The sequence below is a fragment of the Algoriphagus formosus genome, assembly GCF_002807035.1.
In the GTDB taxonomy this organism is placed as follows: Bacteria; Bacteroidota; Bacteroidia; order Cytophagales; family Cyclobacteriaceae; genus Algoriphagus; species Algoriphagus formosus.
Genome location: NZ_NIUC01000002.1, coordinates 100,947 through 119,468, shown reverse-complemented (window position 1 = coordinate 119,468; position 18,522 = coordinate 100,947). Strand labels below are relative to the sequence as shown.

Here is an 18,522-nt window from a genome sequence, read left to right as displayed (position 1 = left end):
CCCCCCCCCCCCCCCCCTTCTCCCAAACTATTGGGAGACTCAAAGGAATCGAAAAACCAAAATCCTGAATTAGATCTAGAAAAAGTTAAAGACTTATTAATTGAGTTTTTTGGAAAAAAAGGGAAGTAAAGCTATTTCAGTTACGTTGATTTATCGTAAGAAAAATCTCTCCTGCTAGCATTACCCCAATATCTTACTACCAATAATGGTTGGATTCCGGGTTTTCAAATTTCTATAGATTGTAGGGTCGAATTGTAAATTAGATCCAAAGAGGGTCGTTTTTAATTTTCAAATCGCTTCTCCGAAGCTCGATTACCCAAAGCGGCTAAATTCCTTCAGTCAAAACGCCTCTCTGAGGCTAAAACCCTGGTGGTTTTGTTAGGGAAAGAGCACCATCGGTGCATTTTGGATGTAGAACGGAAGGTTTCGAAGATCAATATGAGCCCCAGCGGGGCGATTTGATTTTAACTAATTTGGAGACATTTAATTCGATCGTCCAAATTTCATATAGATTGATCTCTTCGATAATAAACATAAATCCTATTGGAATACACCAGCAGGTTATTTTCCAAAAGGATTCCTGAAAATCAAAAAACCGGGTTCGTCGTCAAAGGAAACAGCTAGGTAAAATGTAGAGTCCCTAAGGAACATTTTCTTAGGTTTGATTTTGACTCCTTCCAATTGGGTCTCCTGCGTTAAGGTTAAATTCAGATCATATTCAAATAAGTAGTTGTCATAAGAATTACCATCTGACGCCAATCGATAGCCGAATCGATAGAGCATTTGTTTCTGTTCATCCACTACCGGTCGGAGGAAGTTCATTTGTTTTTCTAGCTCTTTCTTAAATTCCTTTTCCGCTGTTTCATTTTGGGCTCTGAATATTTCCTCTACTGGAACCAAGTCATCAAAAAACTTTGAGCTATTAGGCTTGGTGTTTACAATATCTCCATTATTCAGGTATGCAGTCATATCTGGCAAGCCTCTGTTTACTACAATGAATCCATTGGGATAATCATTGATAACAAAGGCAGGAGTTGAATAAAAGGTAAAGGATTTGACGGTGGATATCATAGACCAATTTTTAATCAAATCGATAGAAGGAATCTCTCTCAAAACGAGGGAGTCGTTCTTTGGATTATAGCTAATAATCTCCGATTCTATGGTGCCGACTTCTCCTGTCGTGAAGTGGAATTGTTCATCTTTGTATAGAAATCCAATATTTGAGAATTTCCTAGTCAATTCAGGATAGAAATAAAAGAGGTGATCGACTCTGGTTTTATCCATTCTTTTCCCGGTCTTATCAAAAAGATAAAAAACGTTATCGCCTTGGACGATAAAACTACTATCATTCATCATTTGAAAATCGATCAGCCAGTCTCCAATACCATTGGGTCCCTCGGAAGGCATTTCCAATTTTGATAGAAGTTTCTTTGTTTTTAAATCAAGCATGTATAATAATCTCTTCTCAAGATTAAAAATATAATAGGTAGAAGCATCTTCAGACATGTCCGATGAAACCAAGAATTCTCCTTCTTCTCCGAGGTCGATTACTTCACCTTTGGATTCAAAAATAACTGTATCAATTTTAACTGAATCTTTTGATGATATATTTGTAGAACTCTTATTACAAGAGAAAAACAAGCTAATACAAAGCAGCTTAATAACTAAGTATATTTTCCAATATACAGGAAAAAAAGACCCTATGGTAAATTGAAAATTACTAAAGGATCTTTTAAAGCAAGTTATTGATTGATTTCTGTACATTGAGCTTTACCTGATCCACAATGTCCCCCTCCAGCCGCTTCTGCTGTGGCTTGATCGGAATAAGTTCCTGTCCAGCTTCCTTTACTTTGATAGCAGACACATCGAAAACGTCCACCTCCTACTATTGATTTCATCTGACTTCTACCCAAAATTTCCTCGGTGCTGAGTCTGAGCATTTCTAGACTTAACTTTCTCATAAAATATAGTAATTATGGTTAAAAGACTCGATCGGTACCTCCAATCGATTAGTTCCCAAATTATTTACTTATTTAGCTAATGGCTAGTAAGATATTTCTAATTTTTAGTAAGTTTTTACTGAAAAAAATCTGCCCCAATAGTTTTAAACCCCATCGCCTCCGCCGCATCACTGAGCTTCAATAAGCTACTTCCTTCCCGTGTCGTCTCCGATATTTCCCGGATTTCCTTCAGTGAGATCAGCTTGCCATAGTGTTTCGCTATGATTCGTAAGCAAGTGGGTCCGCAGTCTTTGGAGTTGGGTTGTTTGTAGAGGGGGAAGGTTTTCATAACAAGAAATAAATTTAATTACTTGCCTCCGGAACACGGTAAAACACGAGTTGTGGATTTTTTTCTAAGGCATTCTCCTTATCCCTAAGAATGGAGTAATACACATCTCCTTTGAAAGGCTTTGGAATCATTTCATCTGTCATTTCCTGATTAAATAATTTCTTTAAATGAATTGGGGGACTATTACTTTCTAAATCAATCCCTAAAAAATAGGAACGGTTGTCATATACGACGCGTAAAAAGGCATATGCATCAGACATAACCATTTGGTTTATTCCCAATTGTAGTGTATTATCAAAACCAATAAAATGAAGTAAATACTCTGGGCTCAATCTACCTCCTTGTTTTCTAAAAATCGAATCTCTGTCGCTATGCGAAGAAATCTCTCCCAGAATGATTGGCATATAAAATAAGCTTGAATTACGTACCCGACTTAATATCCTCGGAATTGGATGGATAGTAGTGAAATTTGAATGAAAGCTGTAGACTGGGCTTTCCCCGTTCACAATTTCAAGGCTATTGGGTTTAAGTGAGCTTATTATTACCTCTCTAGGTTGCTCTTTTGTTCCATTTATTGTCTCCTGAACTACCAGAAGTGAATCATTTTCTTTATAGAAGGAGATTGGATGTCCTGGAAGTTTACTGCTTGTTGATTCAAAATTTCCTTCGAGGCTATAAGTGAGAATGACCATTTTTTGCCAATCTGCCACATATACAATATTTTTCTTCTCATCTAATTGAACCGCATAGGGCATCGCATATTCATCTGGCCCCTCGCCAAACTCTCCAATTTTCAAAAGAAACTTACCATTATTGTCAAATTTTAATAACCCTTGTTTTCTATCTAAAAGAAGGAAGAAGTTTTGCGAAAAAACCAAATCTTGAATTGATGTAAGGGGAGGGTTTCCGGGAAGTTCCAAGTTTATAGAGTCTAGTTTTTCAGGGATAAACTCTGGCGAATCGCCTTTCAAAACATCAACTTGAATTTCTATTGTTTTGACTGATTCCAAGGCTTTAGGATCGCCCTTTTCCTTACAGTATTGAAATAGGCTAGCTAAAATTAAAAAGAAGATAATTTTGGTGCTTTTCATATAAAACTTTAAAAACTTAATTGATATGGCAGCGAGCTATTAGATTTGAAATAATTAATCATTTTTCAATTTTAAACCTACTCTAAACAACCTGAAATAATCTCGTTCCACTTCCTCATCAGGTTTTTCCATTATCCAGAGTTGCCCATCTCGCAGAAGCATACTACTAGGTTCTAGGTTGTCAGGAACAAAATCATTGGTCACATTCCCGGTTGAATCTAGGATTGCAATTCGAGAAGGGTACTTTTTTTGCATCCTTTCTCGAAATAACTTTGACTCCTCGGGTGATTTGTTTTCAAAATTGGTTTGAGTATCCAACTCGTCATACCCAGGGAAATAGGCCACCAGAAAATAATCACCGACCTTTTTAATGTTTAAAATCATTCCAGAAGTAAATCGACGTCCAAAAAATGAAACATCTTCAGAATAATCGTCCGCGCCCTTGAAATAGTTGTAATCCTTCAAATCTATGGGAAGAACAGATTTTAATTCGTATGGAGGGGAAGCATTAAAAGAATAAATTGTGGGCTCCAGACCAAAAGCTACGTAGATTTTATTATCTGCCAAATGAAATACGGGATCCCATGCATTTCGGAAAAAGTACTTGCCACTCTTAAAAATACTGCTTTCTGGGAATTTAATTATCCGCTCTTTTTCACCTGTGGTAGGGTCTAATAAGTCCAATAAATACATTTCATCATATCTGTTCTTATCGGAATAATCACTATTCTCGGGGGAATCCTGATTGATATAGATATATTTTTCTCCCAGTTTTTCCATTCCATACCCCATTAACAAAGGAGAATAGTTTGGAATTTGGAAGTCATTTAGCTCCACCCTAGAAAGCAATTTTCCCTCAAAATCATAAGTCATGAATCCATTATATCCATAAGCTAGAAATGATTTTTCATTTAATATCCTAAAAGTTGACATCAAGAATAAATAGGTATCGGGTTTATCACCCGTCTTAGAAAATGAGGAGAAGACTAAACCATCAAAATTAGCTAGATGGATATCTTCTTTAAACATTTCGTAATTATGAACAAAAAGTACCGTTTTAGACTGAGGATGAATATCATGTACATTTGGGTTTCCAACAAAATCAATTTTGATACTATCCCTTTGCTCCAAAACCACCCTTTTATTTTCCAGATCATGATTTACCTGTAAATTTTCACTCTTTGGATTACAAGAATATAATACTATCAAAATAAAGAATATAAAGTGTTTTTTCATTTTTATATCTATATATTGAGTTTGGAAAAATGATATTTCATACTAATTGTAGTTGATTTAATTAAATGTTTTGAAATAAGTAATTATAATCTAAAATTGGGGCTGGGTAAAATTCAGCCCCAATATGATTAGCACCAAGTAAAACTACCTGTTCCACAACTAGCACAGCAGTAAGCAGCTTGACCCTGACCTGCATGGGAATTGTAATAGCTTTGTGCTTGACTTACAGATAAACCTGTAAATACTTGCCCTCCAAGAGCTCTATAACAACAGCCTCCCCCATACCCCCCAGTAATCTTCTTCATCTGACTTCTTTCCAAGACTTCCTCGGAGCTGAGTCTGAGCATTTCTAAATTTAACTTCTTCATTTTACTTGTTCGTTTTGTTTAAGATTCTTGACCGGTACTTCCGATCATTAGATTTCAAATTATTTACTTATTAAGCCAATACCTAGTAAGATATTTCTAATTTTCAGTAAGTTTTTACTGAAAAAAATCAGCCCCAATAGTTTTAAACCCCATCCCCTCCGCGACATCACTGAGCTTCAATAAGCTACTTCCTTCCCGAGTCGTCTCCGATATTTCCCGGATTTCCTTGAGGGAGGTCTGCTTCCCATAGTGTTTCGCTATGATTCGTAAGCAAGTGGGTCCACAGTCTTTAGAGTCGGGTTGTTTGTAGAGGGGGAAGGTTTTCAAAAATTGTGTTTTAATTCTTTTTATTTATTGCTTCAGTAAATTGCTTAAACTTAATCTTACAAATCCCAATTCATCATCTAAATTTATTAATAGCCATAGTTTTCCGTCTTTTATAAAATAATCGTTATCAATTTCTGACAATTCCTTTATTTCCAATTCTTCAACTAGATTGAAATCGGAATCAAAAACTGTTATAAAAACCTTATTTTTTTTAATCTGCCGATTGCTAGATTTTATATTATTTTCAATTTCCTCAGAAAAAATCGTTTTTGATGATAGGCGAAAATAATGTTTGCTCTTGCTATCCCATTCTGGACGATAATATGCAACTTGTTCGTAGAAATAATTTAATTCTTTTTGAATTTCTTCTATTGATCCAATATGAATCTTTGAGGGGGCTACTCTTTTTGGTGTTAGTTTAGGATTATAATCTATAAACTTTAGAGATTTATCATGAGGATCATAAACTACAATTTCATTAGAGAATTCATAACTTATTATGACCTTTTCATTTTGAAATTTGAATTCTATACTGGGATCAATTATATTACCAGAATTGGCACTTCTAAAACTTAAATCGCCATATGATTTTTTTGAATTTAATTTCAACCTCTCCACGGAATTTTCTTCTAAAGACAAAATATCAAGGTGGACTTCAATGTTTTCATAATCGTAAGATAGTCCAACTACAATAGAACTATCTGATTCTATAAGAATTTGTCTTTTTGGGAAATCAAAATATTTTTTCCCGTTAAAACCTACTGAATTTCTCCAATCTATTCTTCGAATTAGTGTTCCATTTTGATCAAAAATCCCAGATTTTTCAAATGATTTCATAAAAAAACGGTTCCCTTTTAAAACGTTGAATTCATGAAAAATATCACCAGTACCGTTTGGACCTTCCTTTTCAAATTTTAGCCTTTTAATAAATTCTAACCTGTTAAGATCAATTTGGTCTATTGAATGATTGTAAGAATTATAAAAGAAAATTGATTTTTTTGCTGAATCTAGATCAGAAAATGAAAGAAATCCCCATATATCTAAAATTTCATTTCTGGAATTGATTCGTACAGTATCAATGGAATAAATTTTCTTAGTATTTTCGAATTCAGTTGTCCTTTCTGTACATCCACAGAAAATAATAGCAATAAAGGGGATAATAAAATATCTCATTGGAATTTAAAATTGAGGAGTTTAATGAAGCCACATTAATTGTGGCTTCGATTAAATTCAATTTAACTTACAAAAACCGCTTGTAAGATCATAACAAGAGGTTTGTGCGCAGCAAACATTGCCTGGATGCTTCGTCCACATTTCATATCAAGACATCCGACACCTCCCCCATAACCCCCGGTAATCTTTTTCATTTGACTTCTTTCCAAGACTTCGTCAGTGCTGAGTCGGAGCATTTCTAAACTTAACTTTTTCATAAAAAATAGTAATTATGGTTAAAAGACTCGATCGGTACCTCCAATCGATTAGTTCCCAAATTATTTGCTTATTTAGCCAATGCCTAGTAAGATATTTCTAATTTTCAGTAAGTTTTTACTGAATTAGATATTCTTGATTTCCCTTATATTAATTACTCTTCTACTCTTAGGATCTTCTCAGCAGCTCTGAAGTTTAATTAGGGGCTGGCTGATCCCGTACAGCTTTCAGGACTAAACCTAGTCCTAAGAAGCATTCAACAAATCTAATTGGGGGAGAACAAACCAGATAAACTACGCTCTTTCCTAATCATTTTTGTCTACACCTAGCAGGGGTAGGTGCCGGAATCTACATTTGATTGAAGTCTTTATCCTATTCAAACTTCAAAAAAAACACCCTCCCAAATACTCCCGGGAGGGTGGGGTGACACAGCTTCTGCTCAGTTGTGTGCCTTTGTTATTGAATAATGCGGGTTACTCCTAGACCAATCGCCCAAGAGTTGTAGGCGTTCCATTTAAAGTCATTAGTTAAATTGGTAATGAGCTCCCAATTTTCGTTAAAATGATATCCATATTCTACTCCTCCCCGCAATAGTAGAAAACTTTGACTTTCGGCGAATTCTCCTCCCAGGCCCAGCAAAAGCTGAAAGTGTCTTCCTAGCTTTCTGGAAAACACTAATGCGGAAGCGATAGGGTACCTGCGGTCTAAAACCTTAGATTCGTTTCTGCCGATTGAAGCTACCTGAAAATCTTCGACAATAATGTCATTGTGAAAGCCTATTTTCCATTTGTTAGAAAGTTGAAAGTTGTAATTCAGACCCCAAGAAGGAAGAGATTGCCACTTTCGATCTCCACTCGCATCCAATCTGCTGTGAATCTGAGTATGACTCACTATCAGTTGAAGCTGATGCTTCGAATGAGAATGATAAATTTCTTGGCCGCAAGCCTGAGCCATAAAGCCATAAATCAATTTCAATATCATTATCCACCTTCCCATTCTTTATTTAGGGAAAAGGAGCACAAAGACTGCACGAACGCCCCAACTTGCTGGATTGCCGTCTCCATAATGAATTCGCGGGCCTATAGCAATCTGAGAGGCCTGCTTGCCCAGCATGAGTACTTTGGATCCAACAAGATTTATAGTACCAGAGGTTGTTTTGGCGGTCCAGTTTTGAGATAGCTCAGTGTTTAGCGTTATCGCCTTGCCTCCTGCAAAGTTTTGAGCTACAAAGGGTTGAAAGAAGGTGGCATTTACATCCGCTCGGTCTGCATTGCCTGCCACCGACCAAATGTGATTGATCAAAGCTCCAAAGCTTGTCATCCCTGATTGTTTCAAAGCAACTGCCGTAGGGCCCAATCCGAATTTTTCGGTTCCTAGGAGGTTATTGGTGGCAGTCGGCACCAAAATAGCAGGGCCAACTCCCCAAATCAAACCTCCACTTGTGGGTTCTTTGGGGGAAAAGAAGCCGCTGATCAATACATCACTGAGGCCAGTTTGGCTCCCACTTTCCCCAAAGACATCTTTTTGTGAAACCACAGGGACGATCACCCGAGAAATAAGATTCCAATTCTCACTGATACTGATTGGAATGACAGGCTGGAAATTTAGCGTATAGCGAAAGCCATCACTCGGACCGACTCCAAAGTCAAAGTTGTTTTGAAAGGGAACGCTGATGAGACTTGCTACCGGATTTTGGAGTTGCTTTGCCAAATCATCAGCTGAAGCTCCGTTTTGCTCTTGCGCATAACCTCTGTTCGAAGCCATAAGGATACATAAAAGAAGAGCTGAAATCTTTAAAAGGTCTTTTCTTAACATCGATTTATAAAATTTAGCGAGTAGTTGATGAGAATTAATTGATAATTGTAGTCAAATCTCCTACACTGGATGAAAGGCCTAGCTTTCGGGTTAGAAACCTCTCTAAAGTTTTGAAATAGTTGGTTATCGGATTAAAATTTGGATCTTAGAAAATTCAAAATGACTTCTGTGGTTTCTTCCGCATGATTGATCACCATCAGGTGCCCTCCGCCTTCTATGGAAACGATATCAGCCAGATCACCTAGTTCCTTTTTCAGTAATTCACCGTTTTCTGAGGGGGCAATCTGGTCATTTGTTCCCTGTATGATGAGGAACGGGTTTTTTCCGGATGGCCTGGACCAGCTGTCCTGTGGCGTCTGCGAGGCAGCCCCCACCACCGCGGCGGCCGCTGGATACCGAGAGGCTTTAACATAAGCCCAACTCGCTTTGGCATTAGCCGTGTCCCCCACCATGTATTTCATACTGTTCAGGATATCATCCTCGGTAGCTCCGGGATCGAAAACCAGTTTGAGCGCTCCAGCAGCTTCAGGCTGGGGCTGTACTACTCCGCCTGCAGCTAGGCAAATGACGCTGCGCACATACTCGGGAGCATCGTGTTCCACCGTCCGCGCCACCCGGTTGCCGAAAGCGTGTCCGGCAAGATCTACCTTTTCCAAACCAAGGGCCTTCAGAACGCCGATGACATCTCCCGCCATAGTATGCATGGTGGCCCCTTCAGCAGATCCCCGGCTTTGTCCGGCGCCCCGGGGGTTAATCCGGATGGTCTGATATCCTGCCCTAGACAGTTCTCCAGCTAAGGGTTTTAAGTACTTCGTACTCAGTCCGCCTCCTGGCAATAGTACAATGGGACTTCCTTCTCCCTGGATGATATATTCAATCTGGGCATCTTTAAGTTGTGCAATCCCCGATCTCTCAGGTTCCGAGCCCCTCACTTCCCCCGTCTCCGCAGGTGCTTTTTGAGCATTTGGTTCCTGCCTCTGATTATACTCTTTACAACTGAATGTTTGAAGTAGGAGGACGAGGAGAAAAATACTTCTTGAAGCTTTTGAAGCTAACATAGATGATTAGTTATTACTTCCTGATCTTAGTCTTTTTTATAAACAGTCTCCCCTTCCTTGATCGTCTCCAATACTTGAATATCCTTGATTTCATCCGGGGCAACTTTTAGCGGATTCTTATCCAAAATGACCAAATCTGCCAATTTGCCTTGGGTCAGGCTGCCTTTTTCATCTTCTTCAAAATGCTGATAGGCAGACCAAATCGTAATGGCCTGAAGCGCTTCATAAGGAGATAGTCTTTCGCCCTCTCCAATGATGGCCCCTGATCGAGAGGTTCTGTTGACAGCTGTCCACAAGACACGCATTAAGTTGGGAAGTGCTACCGGAGCATCGGTATGAATGGTGACTTTTACGCCTTTGTTTAAGGCCGTTCGGACGGGACTGATTTTATTTCCAAGTTCATCTCCGATAATTTGCTTGTGCCAGTCTCCCCAATAGAAAGTGTGCAAGGGGAAAAGTGAAGCGACTACATCCAAAGCCTTCAGAGAGTCCAACTGATCCTCGCGGATATATTGGCCGTGAATCAGCGTGTTTCTTCTATCGCCAATTCCATATTTATCTACATTTGGACGAAGTGTCCGAATCAATTGATCAATCGCGGCATCTCCATTTGCATGTACTAAGATTTGCCAGTTGTTTTGGAAGCCTTTTTCCATGATAGATTGCACTGTTGCGTCATCGGGGATTGCGGGATACCCAGCGTAATCAGCTCCCATTCCATCAGGAGGAAGTAGGTAGGGTTGTGTACGCCAGGCAGTTCGGCCCTGTGGAGAACCATCCAGCGTGATTTTCATTCCACCAATTCTGTAATGATTCGTGTAATTTTTGCTATTCCAGGTTGAGCCCATGTATTGATCTGCAAAGGCATAATCAATGTAGCTGACTACATCTATTTTCAACTCTCCTTTTTCGGCATTTGCAGCCAATAGCTCGTGATTTTGCATGGCTCTGCCTTCTTGTGCAGTGGTATATCCGAATGAAAGAGCCATGTCCTGACCTGCCTGAAAAAACCGGTCCGCCCCTGCTTGATCTTTGGGCATGAGTGCTTTTAACATGTATGGGATTGCAGCGAGTTCTTCAAGTACACCGTTCGGAGTCTTTCCGTCTGCTTCTCTTCGGATAATTCCACCTTCTGGATCAGGCGTATTCTCATCAAAGCCCAAGACTTCGAGTCCTTTAGAATTGACTACAGCAAAATGCCCCGAGATATGCGTGATCATAATTGGGACTTCTGTACTGACTTGGTCTAGGTCATGTCTGGTCGGGAAACGCTTCTCTTCCAAAACGGAATCGTCAAAGCCTGTTCCAAAGATCCATCCTGTCAGAGCCAGGTTTTCCGGGGTATTCCATTCCTTCAGCAATTGGATCAGCGTAGGGATATCCTTACACGTAGCGTCTGGCGGGGCTAGCAACTGCGCTCCGACTGCCTGCAATCCAAAATTTCCAAAATGAGCATGCCCATCGATTAAACCCGGAAGCAGCGTTTTCCCTTCCAGATTGACCATTTTATGATTGGGACCCGCTACTTGCATTGCTTCGTCCGAGCTCCCTACAAAATCAATTTTATCACCTTTGATGACCAAGGCGTCTACATATTGAGGCTGGTCGCCTTCCATGGTCAGGATATCTCCACCATAATACACTACAGGTGCTGATCCAGAATCCTCCTTCGTTTGACAGGACCAAAGAAAGAGTAGCATTAAACTTATTAAAAGGTTGAGCTTCTTCATATTACAGGCTTTGGGATTAATTAAAAACTATTTCAATGATAAGCTAAAAAAAGGCTTTAGGTATCTCGCCGGCTTGTTTTCTTGTCCAAAAATGAAAAATTGATCAAAAAACAGATTGAAGATCAGGCTTTTGCCATTTGCTTTCGGAATTGAGAAGGAGTGAGTCCGGTTTTTTCTTGGAATGCCTTATTAAAAGTAGTTCTTGACTTAAAGCCTACCATTTGCGCAACCCCTTCGATGGTCAAATTCCTCCAAGCTTTCGATTCAAGTCTCTCGATCGCAACCTCAATTCGCTTTTCATTGATCAATTGGTTGAAATTTTTGTCAAAGACTTGATTGATTATTTGAGAAAGCCGGTTTTTCGGGATGTTCAAATGTTCTGCAAGATGCTGCTGTCGAAACTCAGTATTCAGGAAATCATCATTGATTTTGAAATATTCTTCGATAGCTTGTCGGTACTGGTTGACTTCATTCTCTTCCAGGGAAATGATTTGAGTCATGCTGATTTTCTCTTTTTCAGACTCTTTGATGTCATAAAGTACTTCCGGCCTGAAAAACAGAAAAAACAATTGGACCACAAGCATAATTCCAAATAGCCAAGAAGCCATTTGATGGATTTGAAGAGTCTGAGAGTCAAAAATCAAGAGACTAATTCCGATAATATAAAATGCCAAAAAAACATAAGCTAAAGCCTTCAACCATGAGGTTTCTGCGTTAGATGAATTTTTTTTGGTCTTTTCCTGATGAGTGCAATAGATTAGATATGCGGATACAATCAGTCCAAAACTGAGTTGGATGACAAAATGGATAGAGGTAGGTAGCAAACCTTCATTGGCGTAGATGATTTGATCCCTGTCTACAATAAGACTTTCTAAGTAGCTAACCTTCTTCGCAGTACTCTGAAGGTAAAAAGGAATATTTTCTAGAATATGAATGAAGGGGATGAGAAGTAAAAAGAAGTCGGTTCTTTTTAGCTTTTTTTTGTCAAAAAGGTATGCCTGGCCTACCCATAAGATAGCGATGGGTAGAAGGTAAAAAAAAGGACTACCTGTCCTAAATAAATGCGGGAATTGGAGAGCTTTTCCACTGTCAATAATAAAAACAATAAAGCAGTAGTAGGTCAGACAGATGAGCATGACCAAAAAGGATGTTTTTTTGAAAAAATCTCCTCGCTTTTTGAGAATAGCAATAAGAATAGCTAATAATCCAAATGAAGTGCCGACCAAACTTACCACAGACGACAAATCCATATCAAAAGAATTTTAATTAAACAAAACCTAAAAATAAATCAAATTTATTTTTAGTTGTGTGATAAAATTAAAAGAATAAAATAAAAAACTCCTTTTATCAGTAGAAAAAAGGAGTTTGAATTGCTTATTTGTTTTCACACCATTCGCGGGCTGCTACAAAGGCATCCAGCCAAGGAGTGAAGTCATCATGACGTTGCTCAGGATAATAGGGCCAGTTCCATGGCTTCAAACTACGCTCAATGTGTGGCATAATGGCCAAGTGACGGCCATCCTTGGAGGCGATTCCGGCCACATGATAGTCTGAGCCATTGGGATTGCCAGGGTAGGCTTCATGGCTGTATTTCATGCCGATATGGTATTCGTTTTCTGGTTCTGGTAGGGAAAATTTACCTTCACCATGTGCTACCCATACTCCTAAACGCTGTCCACTCAAGCCTTGAAGCATGACAGTGTTATTGTCAGGAATCGTAACATTCACAAAAGCCGATTCGAATTTATGGCTTTCATTATGCAGCATTTTTGCCTTGGAGCTGTCAGTTTTTCCTACCAAACCAAGCTCGACCATCAGCTGACAGCCATTACATACTCCGAGGGAAAGGGTATCCGGTCTTGCGTAGAAATTATCCAAAGCCAATTTGGCCTTTTCATTATAAAGGAAAGCACCTGCCCAACCCTTTGCAGAGCCTAAAACATCGGAATTGGAGAAACCACCGACGAAGACAATCATCTGTACATCGCTGAGGTCTTCGCGACCGGTAATCAAGTCGGTCATGTGAATGTCCTTCACTTCAAAACCTGCCAGCCACAGCGAATAGGCCATCTCCCGGTCTCCATTGACTCCTTTTTCCCGGATGATTGCAGCTTTTGATGAACCCTTTTCTTTTCTGAAAGGATCAATTCCCGACTTTTTAAAGTTTCCAGTCCAATCTTTTCCAAATTGATAGCTGAGCTTTTGATTTTTGTAATTGTCGAAGCGGTCTTTTGCAAGCTTCTCTCCACTTTGCTTGCGATCCAGAAGGTAAGAAGAGCGGAACCATACATCCCGTAGTTCGGCTACATCTAGCTTCAAGCCTATTTCCGGTAAGGAAACAGCCGAATCCAATGTCACATCTGCAATAGAAGTGTAATCGATGTCATAATTATCTAAGATGGCCCTTACTTTCTCTACCTGCTCAATCTGAATCAAAACACCAGCATTCTCAGAGAAAAGAGCCTTGATAAGATCCTTTTCTTTCAATCTGTCCGTTTTGACTTTAAGTCCGACCGAAGGACTAGGGAAGCACATTTCCAGAAGCGCTGTGATCAAACCTCCGGAAGAGATATCATGTCCTGCCAATACAAGCCCCTGCTCAATAAGCTTTTGAATAGCCATAAAAGCATGGCTGAAATAGTAACTGTCCTTGATATCAGGACACTCAGTTCCCACTTTGTTCAATGTCTGATAGAAGCTAGATCCTCCCAGCTTCGCTTGATCTTTTGAAAAGTCAATGTAATAGACCTTCGAGCCTTGGTGTGGCTTCAGTGCAGCGTGAACTGTTTTGTTGATGTCAGAGCATTCGCCGACAGTAGAAATAATCACTGTACCCGGAGCGTAAACTACTTTTCCGTCAGGATATTTCTGCGTCATAGAAAGCGAGTCCTTACCAGTCGGGATATTAATTCCCAGGTCGATTGCAAACTTAGAACAAGCCTCAACAGCTCGATAAAGGCGATCATTTTCTCCAGCATTCTTGGCTGGCCACATCCAGTTGGCGCTAAGTGAAACTCCCTGAAGTCCTCCTTCAATAGGTGCAAAAACCAAGTTGGTCAAAGCTTCGGCGATAGCCAATCGACTGCCTGCTTCGGCATCAGCCAATGCTGCCACCGGTGCATGTCCGATGGAAGTTGCGATTCCTTTGGTGCCATTAAAATCCAAAGCCATCACCGCCACATCGTTGAGGGGAAGTTGGATTTCCCCAACAGTCTGTTGCGTGGCTACTCGACCAGTTACAGAACGATCGACTTTATTGGTAAGCCAGTCTTTGCAAGCCACTGCTTCCAGTTGTAGCACTTCTCTGATATAGCCGAGAATGAGTTCTGCATTATATTCTCCTTCCTGAAGATTTGGCATTTGATGCTGATCTTCCAAAATAGTTTTTGGAGAAGATCCAAACATGTAAGCCAAGTTCCAGTCTACCGGTTTTTCACCGGTTTTTTGATTTTCAAATTTAAAGTGCATGTCGCCAGTCGTCTCTCCCACTACATAGAAAGGAGCACGTTCTCTGGCTGCAAGTTGAGATAGCGTAGGAATATCTTTTTTAGAAACCACCAAGCCCATTCGTTCTTGGGACTCATTTCCGATGATTTCCTTGGAAGATAGGGTAGGGTCACCTACTGGAAGTTGATCTATATGGATCGTTCCTCCGGTAGACTCGACTAGTTCTGATAGGCAGTTTAAGTGTCCTCCTGCTCCATGATCGTGTATGGAAATGATTGGATTTTCAGCACTTTCCGCCATTGCGCGAATGACATTTGCCACGCGCTTTTGCATCTCAGGATTCGATCGCTGTACTGCATTGAGCTCCAAAGAGCTGGAAACTTCACCCGTATTGAGGGAGGAAACTGCTGACCCACCCATTCCGATCCGGTAGTTGTCACCACCCATGACCACGATTTGATCTCCTGCTTTTGGCTCGTCTTTTTTGGCATAGTTGGCATTGGTGAAGCCAATACCGCCAGCTAGCATAATCACCTTGTCAAAACCAAAATGCTTATCGCCTTCCTCATGTTCAAAAGTCAAAAGTGAACCAGAAATAAGAGGCTGACCAAACTTATTGCCAAAGTCAGAAGCGCCATTGGAAGCTTTGATCAAAATATCCATGGGAGTCTGATAGAGCCAAGGTCTCTCAGGGAGATTTGTTTCCCAAGTTCTACCTTTCTCAGATCGAGGGTATGAAGTCATGTAGACCGCTGTTCCTGCAAGTGGAATCGATGCGGTTCCACCGGCAAGTCTGTCCCGGATTTCCCCTCCCGAACCTGTAGCAGCTCCGTTGAAAGGTTCTACAGTCGTGGGGAAGTTATGTGTTTCAGCTTTTAGTGAAATGACCGTGTCGATTTCTCTTGCCTCAAAAAAGTCTGCTTGATGTTGGGTTTTTGGAGCGAATTGATGCGCTTTGGGTCCTTGGATAAAAGCGACATTGTCCTTGTAAGCCGAGACGATACGATTTGGATGCTGTTTGGAGGTTTCCTTGATCAATTGGAAAAGTGTCTTTGGCTTTTCTTCTCCATCGATGATAAAAGTACCATTGAAGATCTTATGTCGACAGTGCTCAGAGTTCACTTGAGAAAATCCGAAAACCTCGGAGTCAGTCAGCGGTCTATCCAATTGTTTGGAAACATTTTCCAGGTAAGCCACCTCTTCATCGCTCAGAGCAAGACCCTCTTTTTTATTGTAAGCAGCGATATCAGTGATTGCCTGAATAGGTGCTGGCTCCAAATCAATTTCGAAAATATCCTGTGTCAGCCCATCATATGCCTTTTGAAGCATTGGGTCGATTTCTTCCCCTTCTTTCAATGGGAAAAATTCTTCGATTCGTTGGATGCCCAAAATGCCCATATTCACCGTGATCTCCACAGCATTGGTAGACCAAGGGGTGATCATTTCTTTTCTAGGACCGGCAAATTTTCCGGAAAGAGATGCTTGATTGATTTGGGTCGCTTCGCCGAAAAGCCATTTCAGTTTTTGGATGTCTTCCTGGGCGAAAGGTTGGGGAGTCTGTACTGCGTAGACTACTTTTTGGGGTGATTCGAAGAAGAAAATCATGTCCATTAGCTGGTAAGCTGCAAATGTAAGGAATTGAGAGAAGCTTTGGAAAATTCCCTTTTTAATCTTAGCTAATTGAAAGTGAAAAAGTCAAAAGGGAAGTATTGGTTTTTGTTTAAGGCTAAATATTATCAGATTAAAAATAATCCGCTTTCAAGAAAAGAGAAGATTTAAGAGACGTGTTGAACTAGCCTAAAACGAATAGGTAGCCCAAGAATAAAATGGCTGCAATTATAAAGGAAATCAATACGATTTTTCGAGTCCTTAGGAACCAATCCCTTCTACCATAGCGATGGGCAATCAAGTCATCTAGATCTTTTGGAACAGCATTTCCTCTTTTTGCAGATGAATAGGCATTTTGCTTATCGCGAAATTTCCCAAGCTTCTGATTTTCATCAAAAGACTGTTTCGCTGATCGACTAAAACCCGCTCCTCCGGTCATGGGTATTTAAATTTTTTGAAATTCTAGAAAATGATGACGTCACTCTATCAACTAGGATTTAATTTACAGCAAATTATTGTTTTTTACTCCTAATCCATCCTGACAGATTGATTTTATATATCTTAAGGGTTTGATGATCAACTAATATTAAAATGAAGAAGATATACAGCCTTTGTTTCGTTCTTTTATTTCTCTCGCTTACCCTTTCGGCACAAGAGACAAACTCTAACGCTGAAAAAAAGCAAGACCCTAAAGCAGAAGTTTTTGAATCCGATATTTCAGTAAACATTGACGGTAAGTCCATCGATCTCCGAGCTCATACCGGTACGATGGAGCTCAAAGATGAAAACAACAAACCCATCGCTCTTTTTGGATTTACGGCTTATTTCAAGAAAAATCCTGAGAAAAATAGACCTATTGTCTTTGCCTACAATGGAGGCCCGGGCTCTTCTTCCTATTGGCTTCACTTGGGAATCATGGGCCCCCGAAGAGTAGTGGTAGATGATCCTAATTACAATCCTGCAGCTCCTTATGAATTGGTAAACAATGAGTTTTCGATTTTGGATGTGGCTGATGTAGTAATGATGGACCCTGTGGGGACGGGCTTATCGGTTCCGATAGGAGAGGCTACAGGAAAGGATTTTTGGGGAGTAGATCAAGATATTCGAAGTGTCAGTCTATTTATCATGCAGTTTCTGAAGGAGCATGACCGGCTCAATTCACCTAAATATATTTTGGGAGAAAGCTACGGTACTTTCCGAAACGCAGGAGTGATGAATTACCTATTGGGAAAAGGATACGCGCTCAATGGCGTGATTATGGTTTCAGCGGTTTTTGATTTGCGAACGCTCTTTTTCGCTCCCAATGAAGATATTTCCTACATTGTCTATCTACCAACAATGGCAGCGACATCCTGGTATCACAATCGGGTAGCTGATAAGGGTGAAAGTCTACCTGAATTTGTGCAAGAAGTACGGGAATTCACCGAGAATGAATATGCACCGGCGCTTTTCAAGGGAAATAGAATTTCAGCCTCAGAAAAATCTCAAATTGCTCAAAAACTTCAAGACATCACTGGGATAGCAGCAGGTACTTGGGAGCGAGCTGATTTGAAAATCACTGCTTCAGAGTATTTCCAAGAGCTACTTCGCGACGAGGAAAACACCGTAGGTAGACTAGACTCCCGATACAAGGGGATCAATATCGATCCGATGTCCATGGATTCCTTCACAGATCCACAAAGTGACGCAATTTCCCCAGCCTACACCATGGCGTTTTTGGATTATTTCCATGGTCAGTTGGGCGTGAGTAAAGACTGGCTTTATGCAACTTCGGCTTACTCTAAGCCAGGATTTAATTGGGATTGGAAGCATCAGGGAAATAACTTCTGGGGTGCAGATGCCGCTGTCACCACCCTTCCCGATATGGCGGAGGCACTTAGCAAGGATCCCAATGTGAAAGTTTTGATCATGAACGGCTACTATGATTTGGCAACTGTTTTCTATGGAGTAGAACACTCTATTTCTCATCTAGACCTGCCTCAGCAGGCGATAGACCGCATTATTATGACTTACTATGAAGCAGGTCATATGATGTACACGCATCTTCCTTCCGCTCAGGAGTTTAGAGATGATCTTAAGAGTTTTATTGAGGATACTCAGAGAAAATAATCCAGCTTAGATTCAA

17 protein-coding genes (1 of these 17 cut by a window edge) are annotated in these 18,522 nt (G+C 40.2%); 2 read left to right on the top strand and 15 right to left on the bottom strand.

Annotated elements, in window-relative coordinates:
- Nucleotides 1-129 carry the final stretch of a helix-turn-helix domain-containing protein gene (locus tag CDH51_RS20410; protein ID WP_100627924.1) on the top strand. 222 nt of this gene lie to the left of the window's left edge, so 129 of the gene's 351 nt are visible here — the last part of the coding sequence; its start codon lies beyond the left edge, outside the window; its stop codon occupies nucleotides 127-129.
- Between the two features lie 432 nt (nucleotides 130-561).
- Here CDH51_RS20410 and CDH51_RS06555 read toward each other — a convergent pair whose 3' ends face one another.
- The 15 genes from CDH51_RS06555 to CDH51_RS06480 form a co-directional block, all read right to left on the bottom strand.
- Nucleotides 562-1,764: a DUF4221 family protein gene (locus CDH51_RS06555; protein WP_100627923.1), complete on the bottom strand. Its 1,203-nt coding sequence runs from the start codon at nucleotides 1,762-1,764 to the stop codon at nucleotides 562-564.
- Nucleotides 1,743-1,961: a hypothetical protein gene (locus tag CDH51_RS06550; protein WP_100627922.1), complete on the bottom strand. Its 219-nt coding sequence runs from the start codon at nucleotides 1,959-1,961 to the stop codon at nucleotides 1,743-1,745. The genes CDH51_RS06555 and CDH51_RS06550 overlap by 22 nt, the downstream gene beginning before the upstream one ends.
- A gap of 115 nt (nucleotides 1,962-2,076) precedes the next feature.
- Nucleotides 2,077-2,289, bottom strand: a complete 213-nt coding sequence (locus tag CDH51_RS06545) for a cysteine peptidase family C39 domain-containing protein (protein WP_232724770.1) — start codon at nucleotides 2,287-2,289, stop codon at nucleotides 2,077-2,079.
- A gap of 14 nt (nucleotides 2,290-2,303) precedes the next feature.
- Complete coding sequence (locus CDH51_RS06540; protein ID WP_100627921.1) at nucleotides 2,304-3,380, bottom strand: 6-bladed beta-propeller; 1,077 nt, start codon at nucleotides 3,378-3,380, stop codon at nucleotides 2,304-2,306.
- 54 nt (nucleotides 3,381-3,434) lie between these two features.
- A complete protein-coding gene (locus CDH51_RS06535) occupies nucleotides 3,435-4,616 on the bottom strand; it encodes a hypothetical protein (RefSeq protein WP_232724769.1) in 1,182 nt (393 codons plus the stop codon).
- Between the two features lie 128 nt (nucleotides 4,617-4,744).
- Nucleotides 4,745-4,984, bottom strand: a complete 240-nt coding sequence (locus CDH51_RS06530; RefSeq protein WP_100627920.1) for a hypothetical protein — start codon at nucleotides 4,982-4,984, stop codon at nucleotides 4,745-4,747.
- 114 nt (nucleotides 4,985-5,098) lie between these two features.
- A complete protein-coding gene (locus CDH51_RS06525; protein ID WP_232724768.1) occupies nucleotides 5,099-5,311 on the bottom strand; it encodes a cysteine peptidase family C39 domain-containing protein in 213 nt (70 codons plus the stop codon).
- A 24-nt stretch (nucleotides 5,312-5,335) separates the two neighbouring features.
- On the bottom strand, nucleotides 5,336-6,484 hold the full coding sequence (locus CDH51_RS06520) for a DUF4221 family protein (RefSeq protein ID WP_100627919.1): 1,149 nt from the start codon (nucleotides 6,482-6,484) through the stop codon (nucleotides 5,336-5,338).
- 711 nt (nucleotides 6,485-7,195) lie between these two features.
- Complete coding sequence (locus CDH51_RS06510) at nucleotides 7,196-7,720, bottom strand: hypothetical protein (protein WP_100627917.1); 525 nt, start codon at nucleotides 7,718-7,720, stop codon at nucleotides 7,196-7,198.
- An 18-nt stretch (nucleotides 7,721-7,738) separates the two neighbouring features.
- Nucleotides 7,739-8,503, bottom strand: coding sequence for a transporter (locus CDH51_RS06505; protein WP_157807052.1), 765 nt, complete (start codon nucleotides 8,501-8,503; stop codon nucleotides 7,739-7,741).
- 182 nt (nucleotides 8,504-8,685) lie between these two features.
- On the bottom strand, nucleotides 8,686-9,612 hold the full coding sequence (locus tag CDH51_RS06500) for an alpha/beta fold hydrolase (RefSeq protein WP_100627915.1): 927 nt from the start codon (nucleotides 9,610-9,612) through the stop codon (nucleotides 8,686-8,688).
- 26 nt (nucleotides 9,613-9,638) lie between these two features.
- On the bottom strand, nucleotides 9,639-11,342 hold the full coding sequence (locus CDH51_RS06495; protein ID WP_100627914.1) for an amidohydrolase: 1,704 nt from the start codon (nucleotides 11,340-11,342) through the stop codon (nucleotides 9,639-9,641).
- Nucleotides 11,343-11,464: 122 nt separating this feature from the next.
- On the bottom strand, nucleotides 11,465-12,592 hold the full coding sequence (locus CDH51_RS06490; RefSeq protein ID WP_100627913.1) for a helix-turn-helix domain-containing protein: 1,128 nt from the start codon (nucleotides 12,590-12,592) through the stop codon (nucleotides 11,465-11,467).
- Between the two features lie 124 nt (nucleotides 12,593-12,716).
- On the bottom strand, nucleotides 12,717-16,394 hold the full coding sequence (gene purL, locus CDH51_RS06485; RefSeq protein ID WP_100629358.1) for a phosphoribosylformylglycinamidine synthase: 3,678 nt from the start codon (nucleotides 16,392-16,394) through the stop codon (nucleotides 12,717-12,719).
- Between the two features lie 187 nt (nucleotides 16,395-16,581).
- Nucleotides 16,582-16,836, bottom strand: a complete 255-nt coding sequence (locus CDH51_RS06480) for a hypothetical protein (RefSeq protein ID WP_100627912.1) — start codon at nucleotides 16,834-16,836, stop codon at nucleotides 16,582-16,584.
- A 152-nt stretch (nucleotides 16,837-16,988) separates the two neighbouring features.
- On the opposite strand from CDH51_RS06480, the gene CDH51_RS06475 reads away from it, so the two are divergent.
- Complete coding sequence (locus CDH51_RS06475) at nucleotides 16,989-18,506, top strand: S10 family peptidase (RefSeq protein ID WP_100627911.1); 1,518 nt, start codon at nucleotides 16,989-16,991, stop codon at nucleotides 18,504-18,506.
- The last annotated feature ends 16 nt before the right edge of the window (nucleotides 18,507-18,522 follow it).

Coding starts and splice junctions, on each gene's coding strand:
- CDH51_RS06555 (WP_100627923.1), bottom strand. CDS start 1,764: ATGTACAGAAATCAATCAATAACTTGCTTTAAAAGATCCTTTAGTAAT.
- CDH51_RS06550 (WP_100627922.1), bottom strand. CDS start 1,961: ATGAGAAAGTTAAGTCTAGAAATGCTCAGACTCAGCACCGAGGAAATT.
- CDH51_RS06545 (WP_232724770.1), bottom strand. CDS start 2,289: ATGAAAACCTTCCCCCTCTACAAACAACCCAACTCCAAAGACTGCGGA.
- CDH51_RS06540 (WP_100627921.1), bottom strand. CDS start 3,380: ATGAAAAGCACCAAAATTATCTTCTTTTTAATTTTAGCTAGCCTATTT.
- CDH51_RS06535 (WP_232724769.1), bottom strand. CDS start 4,616: ATGAAAAAACACTTTATATTCTTTATTTTGATAGTATTATATTCTTGT.
- CDH51_RS06530 (WP_100627920.1), bottom strand. CDS start 4,984: ATGAAGAAGTTAAATTTAGAAATGCTCAGACTCAGCTCCGAGGAAGTC.
- CDH51_RS06520 (WP_100627919.1), bottom strand. CDS start 6,484: ATGAGATATTTTATTATCCCCTTTATTGCTATTATTTTCTGTGGATGT.
- CDH51_RS06510 (WP_100627917.1), bottom strand. CDS start 7,720: ATGATATTGAAATTGATTTATGGCTTTATGGCTCAGGCTTGCGGCCAA.
- CDH51_RS06505 (WP_157807052.1), bottom strand. CDS start 8,503: ATGGCTTCGAACAGAGGTTATGCGCAAGAGCAAAACGGAGCTTCAGCT.
- CDH51_RS06500 (WP_100627915.1), bottom strand. CDS start 9,612: ATGTTAGCTTCAAAAGCTTCAAGAAGTATTTTTCTCCTCGTCCTCCTA.
- CDH51_RS06495 (WP_100627914.1), bottom strand. CDS start 11,342: ATGAAGAAGCTCAACCTTTTAATAAGTTTAATGCTACTCTTTCTTTGG.
- CDH51_RS06490 (WP_100627913.1), bottom strand. CDS start 12,592: ATGGATTTGTCGTCTGTGGTAAGTTTGGTCGGCACTTCATTTGGATTA.
- purL (WP_100629358.1), bottom strand. CDS start 16,394: ATGATTTTCTTCTTCGAATCACCCCAAAAAGTAGTCTACGCAGTACAG.
- CDH51_RS06480 (WP_100627912.1), bottom strand. CDS start 16,836: ATGACCGGAGGAGCGGGTTTTAGTCGATCAGCGAAACAGTCTTTTGAT.
- CDH51_RS06475 (WP_100627911.1), top strand. CDS start 16,989: ATGAAGAAGATATACAGCCTTTGTTTCGTTCTTTTATTTCTCTCGCTT.